The following is a 23143-nucleotide window of genomic DNA, read 5'->3' as shown; positions in this document are numbered from 1 at the left end:
AGATCAGCCCCATAGCTCATGTGAGAAGGGCGCCATGGCCCCATCGGTGAAGGTTATTCCCGGGTCGCGGTCGCGCTCGAGCAGCAAAGGTCCGTCGAGGTCGACATACCGGGCGCGCTGCGCGAGAATATAGGCGGGCGCCATCCCCAGCGATGTTCCCAGCATGCAGCCGACGAAGAGGCTCAGGCCCCGACGATCGGCTTCATCGGCACAGGCGAGTGCGGCAGTCAGCCCGCCACTCTTGTCGAGCTTCACGTTGATGCAACTGTACGACGGGCTGAGTTCGTTGAAGCTCTGCAGGTCGTCGAACCCTTCGTCCACGCACAACGCGACCGCGCCGCTATAGTCCTTAAGCTCGGCTTCGCGTGACACGGGCAGTGGTTGTTCGATCAAGGCGACGCCCAATCCGGCAAGTTGCGGCGCCGCAGAGTTGAGCTCGGCAAGCGACCAGCCTTCGTTGACGTCGACCACGAGGGTGCGTTCCGGTGCGGAGCGGCGCACCGCGGCCACGCGCTCGACATCGCGCCCGTCATTCCCGCCGAGCTTCAGCTTGAGCATGGAGCGGTTTGGCGCCAGAGCCGTCGCTGCCGCCATAGCCTCGGGCTCGGCCAGACTGATGGTGTAGGCCGTCACAAGTGGCCACGGCGCGGGTAGTCCAGCGACTTGCCAAACGCGCTGCTTTGCCGACTTGGCCTCAAGGTCCCACAACGCGCAATCGAGCGCGTTGCGCGCTCCGCCTGCCGGCAGAACTTCAAGCAACTCCTGGCGAGACGGCAGCGTTTTTCGGTCGCTCAGGTAATCCCGCAGCTGCGCGGCCAAGATTTCGGGGGTTTCCCCGCGATAATCGACGCCAACGGCTTCACCGCGCCCGACCGCTCCGTCGCGGCGGAGCGCGCAAGTCAGCAAAGGGACCACATCGATGGTCTCCCGCGAAATGCTGAACGGCCGCGCCAGCCGCCAACTCTCGCAGCTCAGCGTGAATTTGAAGGACGGCATTCGAGGGCATCCACGATCGGCTGCACGTCCGACCGCAGGGGATCGACGCAAGGAATCCCATGCTCGTCAGCCAAGCGGCGCATTAGCGTCGCCGCGGCCTCGCCTGGGAGCGGCAAGGTATTGATGGCGATTCCGACAAATCGCGCCGCCGCATTGGTCAGCCGCGCGGCCTCGAGATTGCGGCGCATGGCCTCGGCCAACGAAGGCAGCGGATAACCGGGACAACCATCGATCTCGACTCGCGTCGCGTCGGTGCACAGGACCAAGGCGTCCGGCTGCGAGCCGTGAAGTAGCGCGAGTGAAATGCCCGCGTAAGAAGGATGGAACAGCGATCCCTGGCCTTCAATCACATCCCAGTGCTCTGGATGAGCCGCGGGCGAGACGGCCTCGGCGGCGCCAGCCATGAAGTCCGCGACCACAGTGTCGAGGGCGATTCCCGTGCCGGCAATGAGGATCCCGGTCTGCCCGGTGGCGCGAAACTCTGCATCCACCCCCGCCGCCTGCATCGCCCGCGCGAGCGCCAGCGCCGTGTATTTCTTGCCGATTGCGCAATCGGTACCCACGGTCAGCAGCCGCCGGCCGGGGCGTCTGGCGCCGGTTCCGACCGGTAGGCCCGGGGGCGCCTTCCGGACGTCATGAAGTCGAACCCCGCTGCGATCCGCGGCCGCGGCAAGTCCCGGAACTGAATCGAGACTAGCGTGCAGGCCGCTCACCACGTCGAGGCCTGCTTGGACAGCCCGAAGGAGGGCACGCGCCCAGCCAGAAGGTATGGCGCCGCCACTGGGGGCGGCCCCGATCACGATAGAACCGGCACCTGCGGTGATCGCGGCTTCGGGATCGAGATCGGTCAGACCAAGGTCGAGAGTTGTCTTGGTGAGGCGCCACTGCCCGACCACGTCCCCAGGAATCCAGTCGCGCAGGCCGAAAGCCGTCTTGAGAGTCAGGGGATCCGATACGTCGCCGAGGAAGAGGAGATAAGGCTTGCGCAGCACGATCGGCTGGCTCGCGGTCGAGCTGTCGCCGACCCGTTGAATTTTGGCGCCCTGCGCACTGGCCACGCTGACCGACTCCCCTGCCATTGGCGAATATTTTAAACAGGGATACGCACGAGTTTCACCAAGCACAAGCGGTTTGGCGGTGGCCGGAGTACTATCCTCCGCTCAGACAGGCGGAGTGGTGGCGCTCACGATGACGCAACGCCGGTCGCTGACGTTGCGCAGCCGATGCGGCAGCGAGGTCGGGAACAAGTACGCGTCGTACTGATGGAGGATGCGGACTTCGTCGCCGACGGTCGCCTCGATCTCGCCTTCGACTACCACACCCCCTTCTTCCCCGCCGTCGACCCGGTACGGCGCCCGCGCGGTCTCCGCGCCAGGAGGGTAGAACTCAAGCAGAACTTGGAGCGGCCGGCCTTTGAGCGAGCGTCCGACCTGCAGCAGCTCAACCCCGCCGCTGCCAACGTCGACTAGGTCTGCGCGGCGGAAAAAGTACGATGAGGGCGGTTGGGCATCTGGCGCGAAGAACTCGCCGAGCGTCAGTCCGAGCGCGTCCAGAATCTGCCGCATCGTGCCAATGGACGGACTGATCTTGTCGCGTTCGATGAAAGAGATGGTGCCATGGGTCGTGCCGGCGCGGCGCGCGAGTTCGCGCTGCGACAGGCCACGCTCAACCCGCAGTTCGTGGAGCCTTCGCCCGATCTCCGCTTCGTCCACTGTGCCCCCGCTTGCAGTCAGGGGCGGAAACGTGGCGCGTCGCGGCTGCCGGGTCAATCGCCACGGGTTAGCGCCCTTCGTCCACCGCCGATTGACGGATTAAAAATTATCCATCATGGTTGTCAAAACAGCAGGAGGGACACGTGGCCGGGATTCGGAAGCTGAGTGGAGGACTTCTCGCGGCATCGATATTGGGCGCCGGCGGATGGACCAGCCCTTTATACGCACAAGCTGATCCTAGAGCCGGACAGCCCGCGGCTAGCGACGAAGAGAGTCGCTCAAGCACGATCGTGGTAACAGCCCGCCGGCGGGAAGAGCGCATCCAGGACGTTCCGATCGCGATCACGGCGGTGCCTGCGCAGGAGATCTTCGACCGCGGCGCTGCCGATTTGCGTGACCTCCAATACTCGATTCCGGGCCTCAACATCGTCTCGCTCAGCCCAGGGGCCGATCGCATCATCCTCCGAGGGGTCGATCCCGGCAGCGGCACCGGGCTGCCGATCGTCGGCATCTATGTCGACGATGTCGGGATCAGCGTCGATCAGCAACAACGCGATCCGCCGTTCCCGCTGGTCGATATCGCGCGAGTGGAAGTGTTGCGCGGGCCTCAGGGTACGACTTACGGCCAGGGATCGGTCGCTGGAACGATCCGCTACATCACGCAGGAGCCCAATCTGCAGCGAGCCACCGGCTACGCTCTGGGCAATGTCTACTCGCAGCAACACGGCGAGGTGGGCTACCGCGTCAACGGAGCGGTCGGCGTGCCCCTAATCGAGGACAAGCTGGGTTTGCGCCTGGTTGGGGGACACGAGCGCTACGCCGGCTGGATCGACTATACCGTACCCAAGATCGAGGACGCGAACAGAGTAGAGCGGACCTTCGGCCGCGCGCGGCTGCTGTGGCAGCCCACGCCCGCGGGCCGGGTCTCCCTGATGTATCAGTATGTCGATCAGAAGACGGACACCAACAATCTTAGCGACCTCAACAGCAACACTATAAATTCGAAGTTGCCTTCGTTGGCGCCGAGCAGCGACAAGAGCCATCTGATCAACTTGTCGGTCGACGTCGACATCGGCGGCGTGACCTTGACCTCGGCCACAGGCTATCAGCATCGCCACAACCTGATTGTCGGTGTGATCCCGAGCCCGCCGATCGTCATCAACTTCGACACCGTCTACAAGCAGTTCTCGCAAGAGGTGCGCCTAGCCTCGAACGATGCCTCAGCGCCGATCTCATGGGTGGTTGGGGCCTGGTACCGAGACTTCGATTCCGAGGTCGATCGCACCGCGACGATTTTCGGTGGCCCTTTTCCGCCGCTGGCCCGGCAGGGTGACGATCCGGTCGATTCAGAATCCAAGGCGGTCTTCGGCGACGCCACCTGGCGACCGAGCCCCAAGCTCGAGCTCAGCGGTGGGCTGCGGTACTACTGGGACACGCGCGAGAGTGCGGGCAGGTCGAACGGAACGGCGCTCCCGACCAGCCGTGCATCGTTCGATGCGTTCAGTCCTCGGGTCAACATGCTGTACCGCTTCACCGACTCCATCTCGGTCTATGCGACCGCAGCCAAAGGGTTCCGCAGCGGGGGTTTCAACGGCGGCAGCGGCTCGGCTTACGGACCAGAGAAGCTGTGGAGCTACGAGGTCGGGACGAAGGCCGCCCTGCTTGACAACCGGCTGTTCTTCGAGCTCGCCGGCTATTACGTTGACTACAAGAATCGCCAATCGCAGGGCGTGGTCCTGATCAACGGGGTCAATTTCACCGAGACCACCAACGGCGGCAAAGCCTCGGGACCCGGTATCGAAGGTGCCCTCACCGCGCGGCTGCCGGCTGGGTTCGGGATTGACCTCACCGCGGCCTACAACAAAGTCGAATACGACAGGACGACCCAGGACACTAATTCTGGAGAGCCGTTCGATTACGTTCCCAAGTTCACCGCGTCGGCCTCGCTGCACCAGCGGATCGCGCTGAGCGAACGCACTGCCGCCTACTGGCGCGCCGATTACCAGCATGCCAGTTCCTCGTTCTCGATCACCCGCGCGAACACTTGCAGCGCGGCCACCGGCATCTGCATGCCGGGGACGACCACTGAGAACTACAAACTCGCGCCGCAGGACCTGGTCAACTTGCGTGCGGGCGTTCAGTTCGGGCAATTCGACCTCTCGGCGGACGTGTTCAACGTCTTCAACGAGGATGCGGAGACATTCCTGTTCTCACCTGTCGCGGTGTTCGACCAAGCCACGCGTATCCGCCCGCGCAGCTATGGGCTGACCTTGCGCGTGAACTTCGATTGAGCGCGCGGCGCTCGGGCTAGGGATATGATGGCGCGTGTCTTGCGGATCGCTTGCGGCCAGCTCGGCGGGATTTCTCCCGCCGAGCCTCGCGCCAGTGCCGTCGCCAGGATGCTCGAGTTGATGCGCCAGGCCAGCGCGGCTGGAGCCGCGCTTATAGTGTTTCCCGAGCTCGCGCTGACCACGTTCTTCCCGCGCTATGTCATCCAGGATCCGGCGACGCTCAATGGCTGGTTTGAGCGCGCGATGCCCGACGAGACTACGCAGCCGCTGTTCGCCGGTGCCGCGAAGCACGGCATCGGCTTCTTCCTCGGCTTCGCCGAGCTAACCGCGACTGGTCAGCGCTTCAACAGCGCGGTCCTGGTCGACGCCGGAGGCGCGATCGTCGGGCATTATCGCAAAGTCCATTTGCCCGGCGACGCCGAGCCGCAACCCGGGCTTACCCATCAGCATCTGGAGAAGCGCTACTTCGAGGTCGGCGACCTCGGCTTCCCGGTGTTTGAGGCATTTGGCACCCGCATCGGGCTGGCGCTGTGCAACGACCGCCGCTGGCCCGAGACATACCGGGTCATGGCCCTGCAAGGGGCCGAGGTCGTGCTGATCGGCTACAACACGCCGATGGATCCCGATCTCTATCCCGCTTCGGACGCGCTGTCGGCATTCCAGAACCACCTCTCGATCCAGTCAGGTGCCCACCACAATGCGCTATGGGTTGCCGCGACCGCCAAATGTGGCGTGGAGGACGGCGCACGCCTTCTCGCCGGCTCGGCGATCGCCTCGCCAACGGGCGAGCTGGCAGCGGTCGCCTCGAGCAGCGCCGACGAACTGATCGTCGCCGACTGCGACCTCGATGCGGCGCAGCCTTATCGCGAAGACCTGTTCAACTTCGCCCGTCACCGGCGCATCGAGGACTATGGCCTCATCGTCGAGCGGCGCAGTTATGAAGACGCACGGGCCGGTCCCCTGCCCAGCGCCGCGATCACGCTGTGACCTCGCCGGCGGCGGATAGGTCAGGCGAGCGCCTGCAAGCGCATCCTGACATGGCGGGTTGCTGTCTCGCGATTGTCGCGCCGGGCCGCCGCGAGATTGTCTTCCAAGGCGAAGACGCTCCGGGATCGGGCCGATCCGTGACCGACCGGACCTGGTTCCAGGCCGCTTCATCGGGCAAGCACCTGATGGCGTGCGTGATCCTTGAGCTCGCGACGCGCGGTGCCCTAAGCTTGTCGGCGCCGATCGGCGAATACCTTGGCGACCTCCCGTCTACTTGGGCCGACCGTTCGCTTCGGTCTCTTTTGAACCATACCAGCGGGCTGCCCGAATACCTCGACTATAGCGACGACGAACTGCCACCGAACACGCGCGCGCAGTTCATGAAGCGCGCGGGCGAGCTTCCCCCGATCGCGCCCGAGGGCGCTTGCTGGAGCTACTCCAACAGCAACTACATCCTTCTTGGGTTCGTCGCCGCGCAAGTCGGCGGGCAACCAGCCGGCGTGCTGATCGGAGACCTCCTGCACCGCGTCGGCGTCACGGGCGCGCGCGTCGCCACTCCTGACTGGGCGCGTGCCGCGAACGCGGCCGCTTGGCCGGCCGAGACACGCGACCACGAGAGCCTGGCGCGCGAAGTTATTGGTGACGGCGATGTCGCATTCACCGCCCAGGGCGCCGCTGATTGGCTCGAACGGCTTCTCGCCTGCGAGGCCGTTCCCGGCTCGACCGGGGCGGAATTGTTTGAGCCGGCACAAGCGCAGGATCGCGCTGTTCCATACGGGGCCGGGTGGTTCTTGGAGACGCTGGACGGGGCTCCGCTGGCCCATCACGGCGGGCACTACGATGGCTGGACCGCAATGGTTTACCTCAACCAGGCGCGCCGGTCGGGCGTGTTCGCGCTCAGCAACCACGCTCCCGGAACGACCCGCCATATCCGGTGGCTGGCGCTGGCCGCGCTCGAGGCATTCGATCCGGGCGCGACTCCACTCATCCAGGCGGCGATCGAGGACGAGCGGCCGGACCTTACTGCGACTGCGCGGGCACAGCTGCTGCGCGATGATCGCTCGGCGGAGCGCGAATGGTTCGCCCCCGAGTTCCAGATCGCGATCGATCGAGCCGGTCCGGTCCGCGGCCCGGTCAACTTTTGGGCGGGCGAGCCCCCAGACGCGTTCGAACTGGTGCAGGACCATCATGCTGACGGCTCGCGCATGCGCCGCTACCGCATGACCTATCCCGGGCGCCGCGAGTTCCTGAACGTCGGCACCACTCCCGATGATCGCATCCACTGGGCCTGGCCGTTGTGACGGACTCCCGAGCTGCAATCGAGCGAAACGAGCAACGATGATGAGCGAAGCATCCCGTCCTTCAACCGAGATGGCGCTCAACGCGCACCGGATCGATTTCACCTCTGAGATCAACGGCACCGGCTACCGGCTGCTAATCTCCGAGCCTGCCGGGGACCCGCCGCCAGAAGGATGGCCGGTGGTCTACCTGATCGACGGCAACCTGCACTTCGGGATATCGGTCGACACTGCGCGGGTGCAGGAGCGGTGGCCGGAGGTGCGCGAGGCGGTGATCGTCGGCATCGCCTACCAGACGGACAGCGTCGCCAAGGCTCTACAGGTGCGGACCTACGATCTCACTCCGGCGACGCCCTTGGCGGTGACGGAGCGCGGCTGGATGCGATCGATGGGAGCAAAGCCCGAGGACTTCGGAGGGATCGACGACTACCTTAGGATCGTCGAGGAGGAGGTTAAGCCCCGGGTGCGCGCCTACACCCGGGTCTCGGCGGACGATACCCTAATGGGTCATTCGCTGGGCGGGCTGACCACGCTCTATGCGATCTTGCGCCATCCCGCTTCGTTCCGCCAATACGTCGCCGTCAGCCCCTCGATCTGGGTCAACGACCGCTGGGTCCTCCAGTTCGTTGACGGCTTTATCGAGGCCGTGAAGAGTGGCGCGGTAGAGGCCCGTTTCCTTCTTTCTACAGGAGAACTGGAGGAGGCCGACCCGCCGTTTCCGCCCTACCCCGTAACCGGATTTCCCTCGAGCGAGGAGAACTATGTCGAAATGACCCGCTCGTGCGGAATGGTGACGTATCCAAGCGAGCTCGCCGCTCGGCTCAAGGCTCTGAGGGCTCCCGGGTTCGACTTCAAATTTGTCATCCACCCCGATGAAGACCATCGCACCGTCGTGCCGGCGGGGATCGCACGGGGTATCTTCTACACGATGTTTCGCCATGGGTGAGGCGCCAGCCTACCAGGCGCTCAAGGCGCGACGGATGCGAATCTATCACCTTGAGCACCTGCAGACTCTGGCCACCTGGGACCGGCTCACCTACATGCCACGCGCGGCCGCAGAAGCACGCGGCGCCGCCCAGGCCGAGCTCGCTGCGGTGCTCCAGTCATTGCAGGCGGCACCCGAGCTCGACGGATTGTTTACGGATGCGGCGAACGAGCCGCTTGCTCCGTCCGATCGCGAAAATTTTAAGTTAATGGAGCGCGACCGCCGGCTCGCAGCCGCGGTTCCCGACAGCTTGGTCGCTCTGCGGGCTGAAGCGACCGCTGCCGCCGCCCAAGCGTGGAGCGAGGCTCGCGCCGCGAACGACTGGGCGCAGTTCGCCCCAGCTCTCGACGCCCTCCTCGCCATCGTACGGGAAGTCGCGGACCGGATCGGCGATGCTCTAGGCGTTGGGCGCTATGACGCTCTGCTCGACGGGTTCGATCCGGGATTGCGAAGCGCGACCGTAGAACGCTGGTTCCGCGAGATCGGCGAATGGCTGCCGGGAACCATCCGGGCGATCATGGCGCGCCAGAGCGGGCGTGAGCCGCAGGCGCTGCAGGCGCCGTTCGATCTCGAGCGGCAGCGGCAGGCCTGCGTTGCGGCGATGGAGCTGCTCGGCTTCGACTTCGCTAAAGGCCGCCTCGATATCAGCGCCCATCCGTTTACCGCGGGCACACCCGAAGACGTCCGCGTAACGACACGCTTCGCCGCCGACGACTGCCTGCAGTCGCTCCTCGCAGTGATCCACGAAACTGGCCACGCGCGTTACCAGGCGGGTTTGCCACAAGCATGGCGAGGCCAGCCGCTAGGAGAGCCCTGCTCGGCCTCGATGCACGAAGCCCAGGCGCTGATTTTCGAGCGGCAACTGGCGCGACGCCCGGCTTTCGTTCGCGCGCTCTCGAGCATCCTCGACAAGGCCCTGGGGTCGCAACGGGCCTTCCTCCCCGATAACCTGCAGCGCCTGCTAACACGGGTAGCGCCCGGCCGGATCCGCGTCGAAGCCGATGAGGTTACGTACGCTGCGCATGTCATACTGCGCACTCGGATCGAGGCCGCGCTGATAGCGGGCGACATCGGGGCCGACGACGTGCCTCTGCTTTGGTCCAAGGAAATGCAGAGCCTGCTAGGTGTCGACACCGAGCGCGACGCGCTGACCGGCCCGCTACAGGACATCCACTGGTCGCAGGGGATGTTCGGCTACTTCCCCGCGTATCTGATCGGCGCGATGATCGCCGCGCAGCTGTTTGCCCGTTTCGCAGAGACAAGCCCCGCGCTCGACGAGGATGGACCCAAAGGGTTCCGCAAGCTGGGAAGCTGGCTGGATGAGAACGTCTGGAGCCGCGGCGCCGCCCTGAACACCGAGGAGCTGGTGAAGGAAATTTCCGGCAAGCCCCTTTCGCCGGCGGCTCTGCGCGCTCATATCGAGCAGCGGTACGGCTGCGCATGACCGCCGCGGGCTCGATCCAAGGCGCGATGCCTCGACGCGAAAACCCCTTCGCGGGAGCATCTCCGGCCGCATGGTGGACGCTGGGCGTCCTCATCTGCGTCGGGCTCTACATGTACGCCGACCGGATGGTGATCACGCTACAGACCGACCCGATCTAACGCTCGCTGAGCCTCACCGACTTCCAGATCGGTCTGATCCAGGGTCTTGGGGTGGCGCTGTTCGCGGCCTGCGCCGGCTATCCGATCGCGTGGCTAGCGGACCGGTTCGATCGCCGCCTGATCCTCTCGGCTTCGGTCCTGGTGTGGTGCGCCGCTGTCGCGGCCTGCGGCCTCTCACAAAGCTTTCCGCAGTTGTTTGTCGCCAGCGCCATCGTGGGGGTCGGCGAAGCGAGCCTTTTGCCGATCACCTATGCGGTCATTCCGACCTTGTTCGAGGGGCGGTCTAGGCTGACGGCCAACGCGATGGTCACCTTGGTCGGTCGGGTCGCATCGGGCGGGGTCATCGCGCTGATCGGACTTCTGGTCCAGCAGATCGGCGCTGTGAGATCAGCGCTGCCGCACTCGCTGGTCACGCTCGAAAACTGGCGCCTGGCGCTGCTGGCGCTCGCGGTGCCTGGCCCGCTGTTCGCGCTTGCGGTGCTTAGTTTGCGACTGAGCAAGGCTCCGGACAAACTCACCGCAACTCAACAGCTCCGCTCGACCACGGCCGCCTGGCCCTACCTCCGCGCGCAGATCGGGACGCTTGGTGCGATTTATGCGGGGGTCGGCTTGCTGATCTTCGGTATGTCGGCATTTGGCGCGTTCATGCCTGTGGTCGCCATGCGGCAAATGGGCGCCAGCCCAGCGAGCGTCGGCGCCGGCGTCGGCACGGCTACGCTCATTTCAACTCTGGCCGCAATGGTGATCGTCATAGGGCTCGGGGGCACATTGGCTCGTCGTCTCGGCCCAGCCTACACCATATGGCTGCTCGCGTCCGCGTCCTGCCTGACCGCCTTGCTCAGCCCAGCCTTCCTGTTCGTCAGGAGCGCCAACGACATATATGTCCTGATGGGCGTTAGCTTCCTCTTCCTCGGGACCGGCGCCATGGCCTTCCCGACCGCGCTCCAGGACCTCATCCCCGCGCCCCTGCGCGCTCGCCTGATCGCGGTGGCGATCCTCGTAAACATCATTCTCTCGGCCCTCGCCCCTGGCGTGGTCGGGTTCGTCTCCGATCAACTTGGCCAGTCCGGTGGCGCGCTCCTTGTTGCGACCGTCGCGACGGCCATGGCCGCGCTGGTCGCAGCGACCGTCATGCTCGCCCTTGCCAGCCGCCGGTACGTCGCGACCGTCGATGCCGCGCGCCAGATCGAAATCAACAGCGAACAAGGACTCTGACGACCGTGCTAACCGAGACCATCCTCGCGGGTATCAGGACCTGGGTAGAGATCGAGAGCCCGACCGACGACCTTGCTGCCATGACGCGGATGGCCGACCGGGTGCAATGCGACTACGAGGCGATCGGGGTCGCGGTCGAACGCATTCCGGGGCGCAACGGATTCGGCGATCATATCTTGGCCGTGGAGACCCGGCGCTGTCCCGAAGCCCGCGCTGACGGGCCGGGTATCCTCGTTCTCAGTCACATCGACACCGTCCATCCGCTCGGAACCCTCACTTCGGCGCTGCCATTCAAGATCGAAGGCGACCGGGCTTATGGTCCGGGCACCGAGGACATGAAGGGAGGTGCTTACCTCGCTCTCGCCGCCACACGGCAGCTGGGCGCCGAAGGACGGCAGACTCGGCTGCCGATCCGTCACCTGCTGGTCAGCGACGAGGAGATGGGCAGCGGTACTTCGCGCGAACATATCGAACGCGAGGCGCGCCGTGCGCGCTATGTACTGGTGACCGAACCCGCGCGCTCGGGCGGAAAGATCGTCACGGCGCGCAAGGGGATCGCCAACTTCAAGGTGACGGCACGCGGTGTACCGGCCCATGCCGGGGTCGAGCATCACCTGGGGCACAACGCGATCCGCGAGATCGCGTACCAGATCGAGCGGCTAGAGGAGATGACCGACTACGACCGCGAGCTCACCGTCAATGTCGGTCTGGTGAGCGGTGGCACCCGGGTCAACGTGGTCCCCGAGTACGCGCAAGTCGAGGTCGACGTGCGGATGCCCAACCCCGAAATCGGCGAGGAGATCGGGCAGCGAATCCGCGGTCTTACCCCGCGCGATCCAAACGTTGAGCTGGTCGTCGAGGGCGGGATCAACCGTCCCGGCTACGAGAAGTCGCCGGAGATAGCTGCGCTGTTCGAGCATGCCCGCACGCTTGCTGCCGAGATCGGCTTCGATCTGGTCGACCTCAAGACGGGCGGCGGGAGCGACGGCAACTTCACCGCTTCGATCGCCCCCACGCTCGACGGTCTCGGCGTCGATGGTGACGGCGGCCACACGCTTGAGGAGCGTCTCTACATCTCCAGCATCGAGCCGCGGATGCGGTTGCTGATGCGCCTCATGGAAACACTCGAGTGAGCGCTCCTGAACCCGGGGCCAGCTCGCCGCCAGATAGGGTCGACCCTTATTCGGATCGCCATTTGACCCGCTATCTCGGGCTCGCGGCCGGGCCGCAGTGCTGCCTCCGCTCGCATCTCAAACGTCTCCAGGTGGAGACCGCCCTCAACACGCTGCTCGACCGTGGCCTCGAATTTACGACCGATATGGCTGCGATCGAGATCCGTGGGGACAAGTTCCGGCGGCCGTTGTCACTCACCTTGCGCTGGCCGCGCGACTGCGCAGCGAACATCACACAATAAGGAAACCCGACGATGTCCGGTCATGGTGCCTACAAGGATCGCAGCTGGTTGCCGCAACCCGCTGCCGAGACGTGTCTTCAAGCGTTTCTCGACGCGGCCCTTGCCCGAGTGCCCGCAGCTTCCGCTTTCGCCGGCAAGCTTCTCGAGACGACCGGCGTCCGGGTTCGCGACATCGTCGATTCCATCGAATGCCCGGATATCGCACAGCTCGGGCGATTCCAGGGGGGACGGCTGGCTCGCCGCACGTGATGGAAGTTTCGTCAACTCTTCCGGCAGTTTCCCAACCGTCCGCCCAGGGACGCAGTCGCGTGTTTGGCTGCATGTGGAATCCTGTGAACAGTTCGTCCAGATCCACGCCCCGGGACAAGCCATCCAGGGTAAGTCGTTCGGGCCGATGCGCCGAGCGCTGGTCTTTGCGGGCGGAGGGGCCGAGTTCGGCGTAGTTGAGCGGAACGGCTACTCGGGGTTCTCGGTCCCGGACGAGGATGAGGCGACGACCCGCGCAGCCCGCATACATCTGCAAGCCTTTCTTGCGCGGCGTCGGGAGTTTGACAGCGTCGAACAGGGTCTGGCCCACACCGAGGCACTTGTTGACGCGGCCGTTGCCGATCTGGGCCAGCACCGGGCTTGCGACCTGTGGCTTAAGGCCGAACGCGCCTTTTGGCTTCGCCGCTGCCACTCGGGTCGGGTGCAAAAGTCTCGACAGGATGCGGCCGGGATCGGTTGGGCGAACATCGATCACCATACCTACGACAGCTCGCGTCAGCATTACCGGGCCACCATCCGGATACTCGAGAAGCTGGGCTACGAGCTGCGCGAAATGCTTTACGCCGGAGAACTCGCCGGCTGGGGCAGCCAGGTGCTAGAACAGCCCGTAATCGGCTCGACCATCTTCGCCGATGTCGACCTCGCCCCCGAAGAGCTAACAATCGATTTCGCGCACGACCCCCTTCCCGAGCTGCCCCGGCACCGCCGCGCTGGCCTGCTCTCGGTGCTTCTCGGCGAATCGATTCTCGAGGCGGGGCTCAACCACGTTGCCGCGCTTTACGATCAGCGCGCCCTTCGCTCACAGCTCGGGGCGGAAGGCCATGAGATGATGCCGCCGTTCTCGGACATGCCGCACCTCTACCAAGAGCTCACCACCGGCGACTGGGGTGCTGTCGATCCCAAGCGAGTCGATGCGCTCGAAGCGACGGGGCACATCGGCGCAGATGAAGCCGAGAAGCTGCGGCTCGAAGGGTCGATCGTCACCCACCTCGAAAACATCGAGCGCAACGATGGCTTCAAAGGTTTCAATCGCGAGGGGATTGACTCGGTGCTGCGCAAGCTCGACCCACGCGCGTATCATGGTGCGCGCGAAGGGATCGATGCGTGACCACAATCGACAAGCCTGCTGTTGCGGGCGTGATCGAGCGCCTGAAACCCCGGTTCGGAGAGCGGATCACGACGCAACGCGCCGCGCGCGAGGCGCACGGGCGAGGAGAAGGCCTTCACGACCTGCTTCCCCCGACGCTGTCGCGTTCGCCCAATCGACCGACGACGTTGCGGCGGTGGTCGCGGCGTGCGGCCAGTACCGCGTCCCGCTGATCCCGTTCGGCGTCGGCACCTCGCTCGAAGGCCAGATCCAAGCCATCCAAGGGGGTGTCTGCCTCGATATGTCGGGCATGGACCGCGTGCTCGCCGTGAGTGCCGCCGATCTCGATTGCCGGGTCGAGGCCGGAGTGACACGCGAAGCGCTCAATGCTTTCGTGCGTTCGGAGGGCCTGTTCTTTCCGCTCGACCCGGGTGCGAACGCAACCTTGGGAGGCATGGCAGCGACCCGCGCCTCTGGCACCAACGCAGTCCGCTACGGCACGATGCGAGATGTCACGCTGGGCTTAACCGTCGTCACCCCGCAAGGAGTGATTATCAGGACCGGCAGCCGGGCGCGCAAGTCCTCGTCGGGATATGATCTCACCCGTCTCTACATCGGCTCGGAAGGAACGCTCGGCGTAATTACCGAACTTCAACTCCGTTTGTTCGGGATCCCGGAGACGATTGCTGCCGGTGTTTGCCAGTTCGCCACGCTCGCCGGTGCGGTCGATGCGGTGATCATCATGCTTCAGATGGGTATTCCCGTGGCGCGGGTTGAGCTTCTCGACGAGGTCCAAATGCAGGGCTGCATCGCTTATTCCAAACTCTCCCAGTTCGTGGCTCTGCCAACGTTGTTTCTCGAATTCCATGGCTCTCCCGCCGCAGTCGCCGAACAGGTCGAGCAGGTCCGGGGAATTGCGCAGGACCATGGCGGAGGCACCCTGCAGTGGGCTCAGGCGCAGGAGGAGCGCACGGCGTTATGGGCAGCACGGCATAATGCCTTCTGGGCCGGAAGAAGCCTTAAGCCCGGGTGCGAAAGTTTCGCGACCGATGCTTGCGTGCCGATCTCGGCACTGAGCGCATGCATTCTCGAGACCAAGGCCGAAGCCCAAGCATCCGGCCTGACTTGCCCGATTGTCGGTCATGTTGGCGACGGCAATTTCCACGTCTTGGTTCTGTTTGATCCAGACGACCCCGCAGAGCGTCAGCGTGCCGACGACCTCGCAGCTAGCGTGGCTCGACGGGCGCTGCGCTTTGGCGGGACCATGACTGGCGAGCACGGCATTGGCTTGCACAAACTTGATCTCATGGAAGCAGAGCATGGCGAAGCGGTGTCTGTCATGCAGAACATAAAATCCGCACTCGATCCTCTGCGCATACTAAACCCAGGCAAAACGGTCCCGGAGGCCACATGAGCTCGCCGTGCAAACACACTTGTTTAAGTGTTTTCGCCATTATTGCAATTTGACTTTAAAAATCGGGTCTATATTGCGGAAATTTAGGCCTCCATTTCGTAGTCTCGGTAGCAGATTACCTTTACTTTTGTTGACTGACGAGATGAGTAAACTCGGCTTCATTCGGTACGAAGTACCCGCTCACCTAAGCAAACGGTATCCGTCGATACCGACGAGGTTGGCAACATCGAGGTACGAATAGAGCGAGACTGCCCTAATTTCATGCATTTTGTCGCCGCCGCGCCTAATTCGGCAACGCTCGGTAACGAAGCCCCTTTGATATAGACATCACGTCAATAAGCAGCCTGACCGGCGGTAACTCCTCGCGTGGTGTAGTGGTCCGCGAAGTCGGTCGTCGAACGCCTTGAGCAAGGCCCGGCACGGGAAGTGCTGGTTCGTCCAGGCGGCCACGCCGAACACCGCGGCATGATCGACGACACGCGCCGTGGGCGTCCACGCGGCTATGCGGCGGGGACTGTCGCGCTCATACGAAAAATGGCCCGGCTTTTCGCAAAACTGCGGCGAAGTAGGCAGCTCGCGGCGCCCGATCCGGCTCGCAAGATCGCCGCCGCCGCCGGCGAGGAGCAGGTTGGCATGAGCCAACGAGCTTCCCAGTCTGACGAAGTCGGTCACGAGCCAGCGTGAGCCGAGCCGGCGCTGCTCGGCGCGCAGGTCGCCGACAGGCTGCCGCCAGGTCGGGCCTTTCGCTTCTCCCTTCGCTACGAGGGCTTCGGCGGCGGCGAGCATGTGCTGCTCCCAGACCCCATCGAGAGGTGGGGTCTTTCAATAAGCAACCGCCGGTATATATGTCATCGTAATATTAATTATGAGATGCCGATTGGATCGATTGCAAGTAGTAATTTCCGTAACAGAGTGGCCAAAATTTCGCGCTCTTCGCTAGTCAATGGGTCAAGTAACGCGTGTTCGACCGTATTTTCCTCCACGACTGCGGCCTCAAAATCTTTCAAACCTCTGTCTGTTGCCCGGACAATCACCGAGCGACGGTCATGAGGGGTCGGGACGGCGTTCAACCAGGCCTTCGCGCTCCATGCGAGCGAGAAGGTTTGCTACCCCGCCCGAGGTCAGCAAATTGAAACGGCCGATTTGGTTGGGCGACGCTTCGTAGGGTTCTCCCGCGAGCACGAGCGCGGCCAGCGTTTGAAACTCTTTGAAGTTGAGTTCGTGGCTCGACAGCGGTGCGGCTATGGCGGCAAGGAACAATTCGTGAATACGGGTGATCCTACCCCAGACCTGCCATGGACTGATATCGAGGTCAGGGCGCCTCTCATTCCACTTTTGAGAAAGGAATTCCAGTCGATCATTTTTGGCGCTGGCGGCCATTTGTCTCTCCTTGGCGCGAGGCCAGTCACTAGCATTCCTTGAGCGAACTCGGCCAGAGCTTCATTCTACAGCCTAAAGGCAGCGCCAGCAAACTAGCTTGACATATAGCTTTCGCGAAAGATATATTCGAGCAACTGGGAATGTCATCAGGCTGGGAGGCGAGGGATGATCAAGCAGTTGGGTGTTGCCACAACCGCAATCGCGGCGGCGTCAATTGGTACGAACGCGGTTGCGCAGACCGCACCGAGCGGCAGCAGCCAATCTTCTCCCCAGGCGGAGACGTCCGGCGGTACCGGAAACGAAATCATCGTCACCGCCACTCGGCGCGACGAGCGGTTGCAGGATGTGCCCGCATCGATAACGGCGTTTACCGCAGCGCAACTGGAACGCTCCAACATTACGCGGCCCATCGATTTCATCAACGCGACCCCCAATCTGTCGGCAGTGGAGGCGAACAACGCCGGCGATCTGCGCATCACCGTCCGCGGCGATGCGCAGGCACTCAACACTGACGCGCCTGTTGCCGTGGTCATCGACGGCGTCGTCCTCACCGGGGCCACTGGCCTCAACAAGGATCTGCTCGATGTTCGCCAAATTGAGGTGCTGAAGGGCCCCCAAGGCTACTTGTATGGGCGCAACGCCGTTTCCGGCGCGATCAACATCACGACGATGGCGCCTGGGGACACTTTCTCAGGCAGGGCGCGGGTGGGCTACGGAAATGGCGACACCGCCTATGCTCAGTTCGGAGTGTCGGGACCGCTGGTACCCAAACGCCTCGGGGTCAGCGTGGCAGGCGGCATTCGCGACGGCCGCGGCTACTACAGAAGTGTGACAACCAACAAGTTCGTCGATCCGTACAACGAGAAGTCCGGGCGAATCCGACTTGACTGGACTCCATCCGAGGCCATCCGCGTGCAAGCCAGCGCATTCTATTCGAAGATCGAAGGTGCCGCGACGAACTACCTTTCACAGTCGCTCTTTCCGGGTTTGCAGACATCATCCCCGATCGTCGATGCCGACTTCGCGCGAGCCCCGTTCGTCTCCAACATCGACAACTTCAACCACAAGACCGACCAGCTCTATACGTTGCGCGCCGACTACGACGCCGACTGGGGACGGATCACAAGCGTATCGTCCTACGAGCGCCAGCAAAACATCTTCGCTTCGGACGGCTACCCCTATTCAGCTGGCTCCGGCGACGGCACCCAATACAATCAACGTCAGCATAGCGCGAAGACCACGGAGCTACGCTTCACCTCGCCATCCGCTCGGGCGCTTCGCTATATTTTCGGCGCCTATTATGCCGACATCAGTGAGACGCCGTTCCTTCTGGCCGCAGTGGGGGCCGACGACGCCGGCTTCATCGTCGATCGCTCACCACCCGTCCTGGCCGGTCCGAACCGGACCACGGGGCTGTCCGTCGACAATGTCTTCGCCAAGGCGTGGGCGGTCTTCGGCAATATCGACTGGGACATCACCGACCAACTCACGCTGACGCTCGCCGGCCGATACGACCACGAGCGCAAACGCGCGGTGGATGTGGCGTTCGGATCCTCCGCGGTCGATCTCGACGGTAATCCGGCGACACCCAATCCGCCGTTCTCCGCGACCGCCGGACAAGTGCGCCGCGACACCTTCAAGCAGTTCCAGCCGAAGGTCAGCCTCGCCTGGCAGCCGCAAGATGCGATCAACCTCTATGCAACCTATGCTAAGGGGTTCAAGGCCGGGGGTTCAACGCTGCCCAGGCGTTCACCGTCACCAGTGGCGCAGCTCCAAACCAGTATGCGGCCGAGGAAGCCGACAATATTGAGGTGGGCGCCAAGACCCAGTGGCTCGACGGCGCGCTGACCCTCAACGGCGCGTTGTTCAGAACCTACAAGAAGAACTCGCAGCTGTTCCGTTTCATCCCGCAGGGCTTCTTGAACGCGGTGACGGTGATCGACCGGGTGCGGGTTACTGGTGGGGAGCTCGAACTCGCGGCGCGTCCCACTCGCGCCTTCACGCTGCGCGGCGGACTGGGCTATGTCGACGCTAAGATTACCCGCTATGCCGGCGATCCGGCCTCGGTCGGCAACAAGGCGCCGTATGTTCCCAATTGGAAGACCTCGCTCGACGCCACTTATGAAGTCGAGCTGGGGCAGGACCGCGCGCTGGTTTTCAACGGACGCTGGGACCATACCGGGCGCGTCTACTTCGATGCGCAGAACTCGCCCGCCGCGCGCCGCTCTCCGCTCGACATTCTCTCGGCGCGCGCGAGTTACGAGACCGCGCGCTGGTCGTTCTCGTTGTGGGGAAAAAATCTCACCGACAAGCGCTACAACAGCGACGTCATCGTCATCTTCACCGGAGTGCCATTGCCGTTCACTCAAGCGGTGTTCAAGGCCCCGCCGCGTACTTATGGTGCGGAGCTGGCCATGAAATTCTGAGCCGAGGAGAGCTGGGTTGCGCAGGCTTCGCGTCAGGATGGCGGGCCTGGGGGCGCTGGCGTTGGCGATCTTCGTCGTGGCGAGCTGCGGGCGGCCACGCGGTTTCGATCCGCAGACGCTCGTGTTCGTCAGCGAAGACATCCCGGCAGGATTGGACAGCGATGGGCCGGCCGCCGCAATCGCCACGACCCAGACCGGGTTCGTCAACCTGATGGAGCCGCTGGTGGGCTATGCGCGCGTGCCGGGGCCCGGCGGCGTGTCGCTGCCCGACGGCACCCGGTTCGAGGGACGGCTCGCGGAAAGCTGGGCCTATGCTCCGGCGACCCGCACATGGACGTTCCGGCTGCGTCGCGGCGTGAAAAGCTGCGCGGGCAACGAGCTGACTGCGCAAGACGTTGTGTATACGTTCGCGCGCGCCAAATCGGTATCCGGTGCGGCGCCCATCGGCTGGTTCCTGGCCTCTGTCGCGTCGGTCGACGGTTTCGACCCCAAGGTGTTGACCGACCCCGGCCGTCGTCGGCTGGGTGACGAGGTTGTAGCGCTCGACCGTTACACCGTGCGCATTCGCCAATCGGCGCCCAACGCTCTGTTCCTTCATGCGCTCGCCACTTTCGGCCTGCTGATTTTCGATCACCGCGCCGCGCGCGCGGTGGCGACCCGTACCGACCCTTGGAGCCACGCGCCGATCAACGGCACGAACGTTCCTGGCTTCGGTGCCTACTGCCTCGCCCGCTGGGTCAAGGGGAGCGAAATGGTGCTGGTCGCAAACCCGGGTTGGTACCGCGGGCCCCCGCGCATTGCTCGCGTGGTCATGAAGCGCGTTCCCCAGTCCGCCAATCGCTACGTTCTCATGCGGATGCACGAAGCGCAGCTAGCCGAGCGTCTGACCCCGCGTGAGTATTTGCGCGTCGGCAACGCGCGGGGTGTGCGGGTGCTCGGGGCCGAAGGTAATGAGAACCTGTTCGTCCATATGAATTGGCGAACCAAGCCGTTCGACGACGTACGCGTGCGCCGGGCCGTCGCTGCCGCGCTCCCTCGAGCATGGATCATACGCAACGGGTATTTTGGGGCGGCCCGGACATGGACCGGTGTCGTGCCCTCCCGCTACCCTGGATTTGTCGGTGACGCGGCGGCAGTGCGCGAAGACCGCGCGGAGGCGCGTCGGCTATTGGCATCGGCAGGCTACCCGGTTGGCCGCGGACTTGCGAGCCATGCGGACGCATTCCGCCTCGCCTATATCGCGGAAAAGGAGGCCAGCCTGGGGCCGATCGCCAGCGCGGTCCGCAGCGCCTTGCGCGATGTTGGCATTCCCGCCGAACTCGACCCGATCCCGTCCACCCAGTATGGCGACCGCCAGCTGGTCAAGAAGGATCTGCCCTTCGCGCTGAACGACCAGGAAAAGCCCGCCGCGCTTGATGCAGGCTACGCAATTCAGTTGTTCTTCGCTTCCCCCGACGCGGGAGGCGTAAACAATATGGTGAACTACGCCAATCCAGCGGTAGACCGGCTGTGGACGGCAGCCCGCGTGGAGACGGATCCGCGGCGCCGCGCGGCGGCTATCGCGGCTATTCAACGCCGATTGATCGCCGACGTCGCGTGGGCCCCGGTTGTCGAATACCGAACGCAGTGGGCGGCGGACTCTCGGCTCAGGGGCCTCGGATGGTATCCAGACAACGCCGTCCGCTTCGGCGATCTAAGCTACGCTCGGTGATGGCCCGCTTTGTTCTCAAGCGGCTGGGCATTGGACTGTTCCAACTGGCGGTCCTGGTCGTCGCGGTCTTCTTCCTCATCCGGCTCCTGCCAGCCGACCCGGTGGCTCGTTTCGTCGGTCTCAACGCCACCCCCGAAGCCTACGCGGTCGCCAAATCCAACCTCGGTCTCGATCGCCCCTTGGGCCAACAGTTCGCCGCGTACGTGGCGGCGCTCGGACGCGGGGACCTGGGTACCTCGTGGGTCTCCGGCGGAAGCGTCGCGCAGGAGATCGCTCAGTTCCTTCCGGTGACGATCGAGCTCATCCTTCTTTCCTTTATGGTCGCGTTGGCTTTGGCCATCCCGATCGGGGCGGCGGCGGCGCTGCGTCCCGGCGGCGCGGGCGACCGCGGCGTACTGATCTATGGCCTGTTCGCCGGCTCGCAGCCCGAATTCACTTGGGGGATCGTCTTCATTCTGGTGTTTTTCGTATGGCTCGGCATTGCGCCGGGGCCGATCGGACGGCTGTCGCCGTTGACCGAGCCGCCCCCGTGCTCACCGGATTCATGACCCTGGACGCGCTGCTCGCGGGCCGGCCCGCCATTTTCGGCGAAGCACTCCGCTACCTCGCCTTGCCAGTCGCTACGCTCGCCTTCGTACTGTCGGGACCGCTGATCAAGATGATCCGGCAAAACATGGGAACCGCCCTCGCCGCTGACTTCACGCTTTACGCCCGCGCCGCCGGACTGCCTGGCAGCACCATAGCGCGTGAAGCCCTGCGCGCCGCGTTCGCGCCTTCACTGACCCTCATCGGGGTCCTGTTCGGGTTCATGATCGGGGGCGCGGTTCTGGTCGAGACCATCTTCTCGCTCGGTGGGCTGGGGCAATACGCCGTACGCTCGATTCTGGCCTACGATTATCCTGCGATCCAGGCCGTGGTCCTCGTCATCTCCGGGCTGTCGCTCCAAATCTACCTCTTGATCGACCTGGCCCATGCGGCGCTCGATCCGCGCGTCGCGCTGTGAGCGGCGAACGCGCGTTGTTGGGGACGGGCATCGTCATCGTTGCAGTCGCCGCGCTGTGTGCGGTGTTCGGACCTGCCTTGGCACCACATGACCCCACCCTGGCCAGCGGCGCGGTATCGCAACCTCCGCCGCCGGTTTCAGATTGGCCCGGCCTGTTCTTTTCTCATGGCCCTTCGCCCTTCTGGCTCGGCACCGATGCTGCAGGTTTCGACGTGCTCAGTCGCACCATCGTGGCCGCGCGGACCGACCTGGTCATCGCGCTGGCGGCCAACCTCACCAGCTTCGCTGTGGGGGTCTCGCTCGGCTTGGTGGCAGGGTTCTTCCGCAACCTTGCCACCGAGACCTTGATGCGTGCCTCCGACCTCCTGCAGTCGTTCCCGGTGTTCATCACCGCGATGATCCTGGTCGCGCTTGGCGGCCGCAGCTTGGGCAACATCGTCGCTGCCATGGTTCTCCTCTACGCGCCGATCTACCTTCGCCTCACGAGGGCCGAAGTACTGATCGTAAAGGACCGTGGGTTCGTCGAGGCGGCCCGCGCCGGCGGCGCCACCGAATGGCGGATCGCGCTCCTTCACGTCCTTCCAAACGCGCTGCGACCCGCCCTCGTGCAGAGCTCAGTGACCATCGGCTTCGCCATTCTGTTGACCTCGGGGCTCAGTTTCGTCGGCGCGGGCGTGCGCCCTCCGACACCGGAATGGGGCCTTATGATCGCCAATGGCGCGGGCGGAATTGTACTTGGCGACTGGTGGCCGGCGCTGGTGCCCGGGATCGCCATTTCGCTCACTGTGTTCGGTTTCGCCTGCCTCGGCCATGCCCTCGAGCGCCACCATGACCGCTGACGCGCTTGTCGCAAGCAGCGTGACCGTTACGACGCCGATGGGCGCGGCGATCGTCGATGGGGTCACGCTTACGCTCGCCGCCGGCGAGATCGTGGGGCTGACTGGCCCGAGCGGAGCGGGAAAGTCGACGCTCGCCCTCGCGCTGCTTGGTCTGGCCCGCCCGCCGCTCGCGCTGACCGCCGGCTCGGTCAGGCTTGGGGACGATGATCTCCTGACGTTGCCAGCGGCGCTCGCTCGCAAGCTTCGCGGTCGCGACATTGCGCTGGTCGTCCAGAACCCTCGCGCTGCGCTCCACCCGATGCTCCCGATCGGACGCCAGATCGGTCGTATCCGGCGCGCGCATCGGGGCGGCGGCGCCCACGAGGCGGCCGCACATGCTATTGAGATGCTGCGCCTGGTGGGGATCAACGATGCCGAACGCCGGGCCGACGCCTTCGCGCACGAACTGTCGGGGGAATGGCCCAGCGGGCCCTGATCGCGGCCGCGTTGGCCGCCCGACCAAAAGTCCTCATTGCC

25 protein-coding genes are annotated in these 23143 nt (G+C 64.4%); 20 read left to right on the top strand and 5 right to left on the bottom strand.

What is annotated here, in order from left to right:
- Positions 1-3: 3 nt before the first annotated feature.
- From GKE62_RS14895 to GKE62_RS14885, 3 genes are all read right to left on the bottom strand, one after another.
- Entirely contained in the window at positions 4-996 is a 993-nt protein-coding gene (locus GKE62_RS14895; protein WP_154692915.1) for a dipeptide epimerase, read from the bottom strand.
- Positions 972-2054, bottom strand: coding sequence for a DUF1611 domain-containing protein (locus tag GKE62_RS14890; RefSeq protein WP_230206729.1), 1083 nt, complete (start codon positions 2052-2054; stop codon positions 972-974). The genes GKE62_RS14895 and GKE62_RS14890 overlap by 25 nt, the downstream gene beginning before the upstream one ends.
- Before the next feature lie 102 nt (positions 2055-2156).
- Positions 2157-2708 (bottom strand): helix-turn-helix domain-containing protein, encoded by a 552-nt coding sequence (locus GKE62_RS14885; protein WP_230206728.1) that lies wholly within the window; start codon positions 2706-2708, stop codon positions 2157-2159.
- A gap of 290 nt (positions 2709-2998) precedes the next feature.
- On the opposite strand from GKE62_RS14885, the gene GKE62_RS14880 reads away from it, so the two are divergent.
- The 13 genes from GKE62_RS14880 to GKE62_RS14830 all read left to right on the top strand — a co-directional run bounded on the left by GKE62_RS14880 (position 2999) and on the right by GKE62_RS14830 (position 15268).
- A complete protein-coding gene (locus GKE62_RS14880; protein WP_195908426.1) occupies positions 2999-4999 on the top strand; it encodes a TonB-dependent receptor in 2001 nt (666 codons plus the stop codon).
- Positions 5000-5026: 27 nt separating this feature from the next.
- On the top strand, positions 5027-5986 hold the full coding sequence (locus GKE62_RS14875; RefSeq protein ID WP_154693756.1) for a nitrilase-related carbon-nitrogen hydrolase: 960 nt from the start codon (positions 5027-5029) through the stop codon (positions 5984-5986).
- A 50-nt stretch (positions 5987-6036) separates the two neighbouring features.
- Positions 6037-7287 carry a serine hydrolase gene (locus tag GKE62_RS14870; RefSeq protein ID WP_154692913.1) on the top strand — a complete coding sequence of 417 codons (1251 nt, stop codon included), beginning with the start codon at positions 6037-6039 and terminating at the stop codon, positions 7285-7287.
- Positions 7288-7327: 40 nt separating this feature from the next.
- Entirely contained in the window at positions 7328-8230 is a 903-nt protein-coding gene (locus GKE62_RS14865; RefSeq protein WP_195908425.1) for an alpha/beta hydrolase, read from the top strand.
- Positions 8223-9713, top strand: a complete 1491-nt coding sequence (locus tag GKE62_RS14860; protein WP_195908424.1) for a carboxypeptidase M32 — start codon at positions 8223-8225, stop codon at positions 9711-9713. The genes GKE62_RS14865 and GKE62_RS14860 overlap by 8 nt, the downstream gene beginning before the upstream one ends.
- 26 nt (positions 9714-9739) lie before the next feature.
- Positions 9740-9871, top strand: a complete 132-nt coding sequence (locus GKE62_RS19465) for a hypothetical protein (protein ID WP_255453329.1) — start codon at positions 9740-9742, stop codon at positions 9869-9871.
- Positions 9872-9877: 6 nt separating this feature from the next.
- Positions 9878-11086 (top strand): MFS transporter, encoded by a 1209-nt coding sequence (locus GKE62_RS14855; RefSeq protein ID WP_154692910.1) that lies wholly within the window; start codon positions 9878-9880, stop codon positions 11084-11086.
- Positions 11087-11091: 5 nt separating this feature from the next.
- Positions 11092-12219, top strand: a complete 1128-nt coding sequence (locus GKE62_RS14850) for a M20 family metallopeptidase (RefSeq protein ID WP_230206727.1) — start codon at positions 11092-11094, stop codon at positions 12217-12219.
- A gap of 62 nt (positions 12220-12281) precedes the next feature.
- Positions 12282-12500 (top strand): hypothetical protein, encoded by a 219-nt coding sequence (locus GKE62_RS14845; RefSeq protein ID WP_154692909.1) that lies wholly within the window; start codon positions 12282-12284, stop codon positions 12498-12500.
- Between the two features lie 12 nt (positions 12501-12512).
- A complete protein-coding gene (locus GKE62_RS14840) occupies positions 12513-12749 on the top strand; it encodes a hypothetical protein (protein WP_154692908.1) in 237 nt (78 codons plus the stop codon).
- Between the two features lie 73 nt (positions 12750-12822).
- Positions 12823-13875, top strand: a complete 1053-nt coding sequence (locus tag GKE62_RS14835; protein WP_154692907.1) for a hypothetical protein — start codon at positions 12823-12825, stop codon at positions 13873-13875.
- Positions 13872-14087, top strand: a complete 216-nt coding sequence (locus tag GKE62_RS19100; RefSeq protein ID WP_230206726.1) for a hypothetical protein — start codon at positions 13872-13874, stop codon at positions 14085-14087. The genes GKE62_RS14835 and GKE62_RS19100 overlap by 4 nt, the downstream gene beginning before the upstream one ends.
- Positions 14051-15268 (top strand): FAD-binding oxidoreductase, encoded by a 1218-nt coding sequence (locus tag GKE62_RS14830; RefSeq protein WP_230206725.1) that lies wholly within the window; start codon positions 14051-14053, stop codon positions 15266-15268. Before GKE62_RS19100 ends, GKE62_RS14830 begins: the two co-directional genes overlap by 37 nt.
- 327 nt (positions 15269-15595) lie before the next feature.
- Here GKE62_RS14830 and GKE62_RS14825 read toward each other — a convergent pair whose 3' ends face one another.
- Both GKE62_RS14825 and GKE62_RS14820 read right to left on the bottom strand, forming a co-directional pair.
- The gene (locus GKE62_RS14825) at positions 15596-16054 is read right to left on the bottom strand and encodes a hypothetical protein (protein ID WP_154692906.1); all 459 of its coding nucleotides are present in this window, start codon (positions 16052-16054) and stop codon (positions 15596-15598) included.
- Positions 16055-16312: 258 nt separating this feature from the next.
- Complete coding sequence (locus GKE62_RS14820; RefSeq protein WP_154692905.1) at positions 16313-16648, bottom strand: MarR family winged helix-turn-helix transcriptional regulator; 336 nt, start codon at positions 16646-16648, stop codon at positions 16313-16315.
- Between the two features lie 165 nt (positions 16649-16813).
- On the opposite strand from GKE62_RS14820, the gene GKE62_RS14815 reads away from it, so the two are divergent.
- Genes GKE62_RS14815 through GKE62_RS14785 form a run of 7 tightly spaced genes read left to right on the top strand, consistent with a single transcriptional unit; the run spans position 16814 to position 23102 of the window.
- Positions 16814-18496, top strand: a complete 1683-nt coding sequence (locus GKE62_RS14815) for a TonB-dependent receptor (protein ID WP_154692904.1) — start codon at positions 16814-16816, stop codon at positions 18494-18496.
- Positions 18454-19074, top strand: coding sequence for a TonB-dependent receptor domain-containing protein (locus tag GKE62_RS14810; RefSeq protein WP_370516103.1), 621 nt, complete (start codon positions 18454-18456; stop codon positions 19072-19074). Before GKE62_RS14815 ends, GKE62_RS14810 begins: the two co-directional genes overlap by 43 nt.
- Positions 19075-19090: 16 nt before the next feature.
- Positions 19091-20785: an ABC transporter substrate-binding protein gene (locus GKE62_RS14805; protein WP_154692902.1), complete on the top strand. Its 1695-nt coding sequence runs from the start codon at positions 19091-19093 to the stop codon at positions 20783-20785.
- Entirely contained in the window at positions 20785-21333 is a 549-nt protein-coding gene (locus GKE62_RS14800; RefSeq protein ID WP_154692901.1) for an ABC transporter permease, read from the top strand. The genes GKE62_RS14805 and GKE62_RS14800 overlap by 1 nt, the downstream gene beginning before the upstream one ends.
- Positions 21330-21788: an ABC transporter permease gene (locus GKE62_RS14795; protein WP_195908422.1), complete on the top strand. Its 459-nt coding sequence runs from the start codon at positions 21330-21332 to the stop codon at positions 21786-21788. The genes GKE62_RS14800 and GKE62_RS14795 overlap by 4 nt, the downstream gene beginning before the upstream one ends.
- Positions 21785-22627, top strand: coding sequence for an ABC transporter permease (locus GKE62_RS14790; RefSeq protein ID WP_154692899.1), 843 nt, complete (start codon positions 21785-21787; stop codon positions 22625-22627). Before GKE62_RS14795 ends, GKE62_RS14790 begins: the two co-directional genes overlap by 4 nt.
- The gene (locus GKE62_RS14785) at positions 22617-23102 is read left to right on the top strand and encodes an ATP-binding cassette domain-containing protein (protein ID WP_195908421.1); all 486 of its coding nucleotides are present in this window, start codon (positions 22617-22619) and stop codon (positions 23100-23102) included. Before GKE62_RS14790 ends, GKE62_RS14785 begins: the two co-directional genes overlap by 11 nt.
- Positions 23103-23143: the final 41 nt, after the last annotated feature.

Source organism: Novosphingobium sp. Gsoil 351 (genome assembly GCF_009707465.1).
In the GTDB taxonomy this organism is placed as follows: Bacteria; Pseudomonadota; Alphaproteobacteria; order Sphingomonadales; family Sphingomonadaceae; genus Novosphingobium.
The sequence above is the reverse complement of the archived record's forward strand: the minus strand, read 5'-3'. Positions and strand labels throughout refer to the sequence as shown.

What these genes read in the sequence shown, in the direction of transcription:
- GKE62_RS14785 (WP_195908421.1), top strand. Translation starts at nt 22,617, where the DNA reads ATGACCGCTGACGCGCTTGTCGCAAGCAGCGTGACCGTTACGACGCCG.
- GKE62_RS14840 (WP_154692908.1), top strand. Translation starts at nt 12,513, where the DNA reads ATGTCCGGTCATGGTGCCTACAAGGATCGCAGCTGGTTGCCGCAACCC.
- GKE62_RS19465 (WP_255453329.1), top strand. Translation starts at nt 9,740, where the DNA reads ATGCCTCGACGCGAAAACCCCTTCGCGGGAGCATCTCCGGCCGCATGG.
- GKE62_RS14795 (WP_195908422.1), top strand. Translation starts at nt 21,330, where the DNA reads ATGACCCTGGACGCGCTGCTCGCGGGCCGGCCCGCCATTTTCGGCGAA.
- GKE62_RS14820 (WP_154692905.1), bottom strand. Translation starts at nt 16,648, where the DNA reads ATGGCCGCCAGCGCCAAAAATGATCGACTGGAATTCCTTTCTCAAAAG.
- GKE62_RS14875 (WP_154693756.1), top strand. Translation starts at nt 5,027, where the DNA reads ATGGCGCGTGTCTTGCGGATCGCTTGCGGCCAGCTCGGCGGGATTTCT.
- GKE62_RS14870 (WP_154692913.1), top strand. Translation starts at nt 6,037, where the DNA reads ATGGCGGGTTGCTGTCTCGCGATTGTCGCGCCGGGCCGCCGCGAGATT.
- GKE62_RS14860 (WP_195908424.1), top strand. Translation starts at nt 8,223, where the DNA reads ATGGGTGAGGCGCCAGCCTACCAGGCGCTCAAGGCGCGACGGATGCGA.
- GKE62_RS14865 (WP_195908425.1), top strand. Translation starts at nt 7,328, where the DNA reads ATGAGCGAAGCATCCCGTCCTTCAACCGAGATGGCGCTCAACGCGCAC.
- GKE62_RS14825 (WP_154692906.1), bottom strand. Translation starts at nt 16,054, where the DNA reads ATGCTCGCCGCCGCCGAAGCCCTCGTAGCGAAGGGAGAAGCGAAAGGC.
- GKE62_RS14815 (WP_154692904.1), top strand. Translation starts at nt 16,814, where the DNA reads ATGATCAAGCAGTTGGGTGTTGCCACAACCGCAATCGCGGCGGCGTCA.
- GKE62_RS14800 (WP_154692901.1), top strand. Translation starts at nt 20,785, where the DNA reads ATGGCCCGCTTTGTTCTCAAGCGGCTGGGCATTGGACTGTTCCAACTG.
- GKE62_RS14895 (WP_154692915.1), bottom strand. Translation starts at nt 996, where the DNA reads ATGCCGTCCTTCAAATTCACGCTGAGCTGCGAGAGTTGGCGGCTGGCG.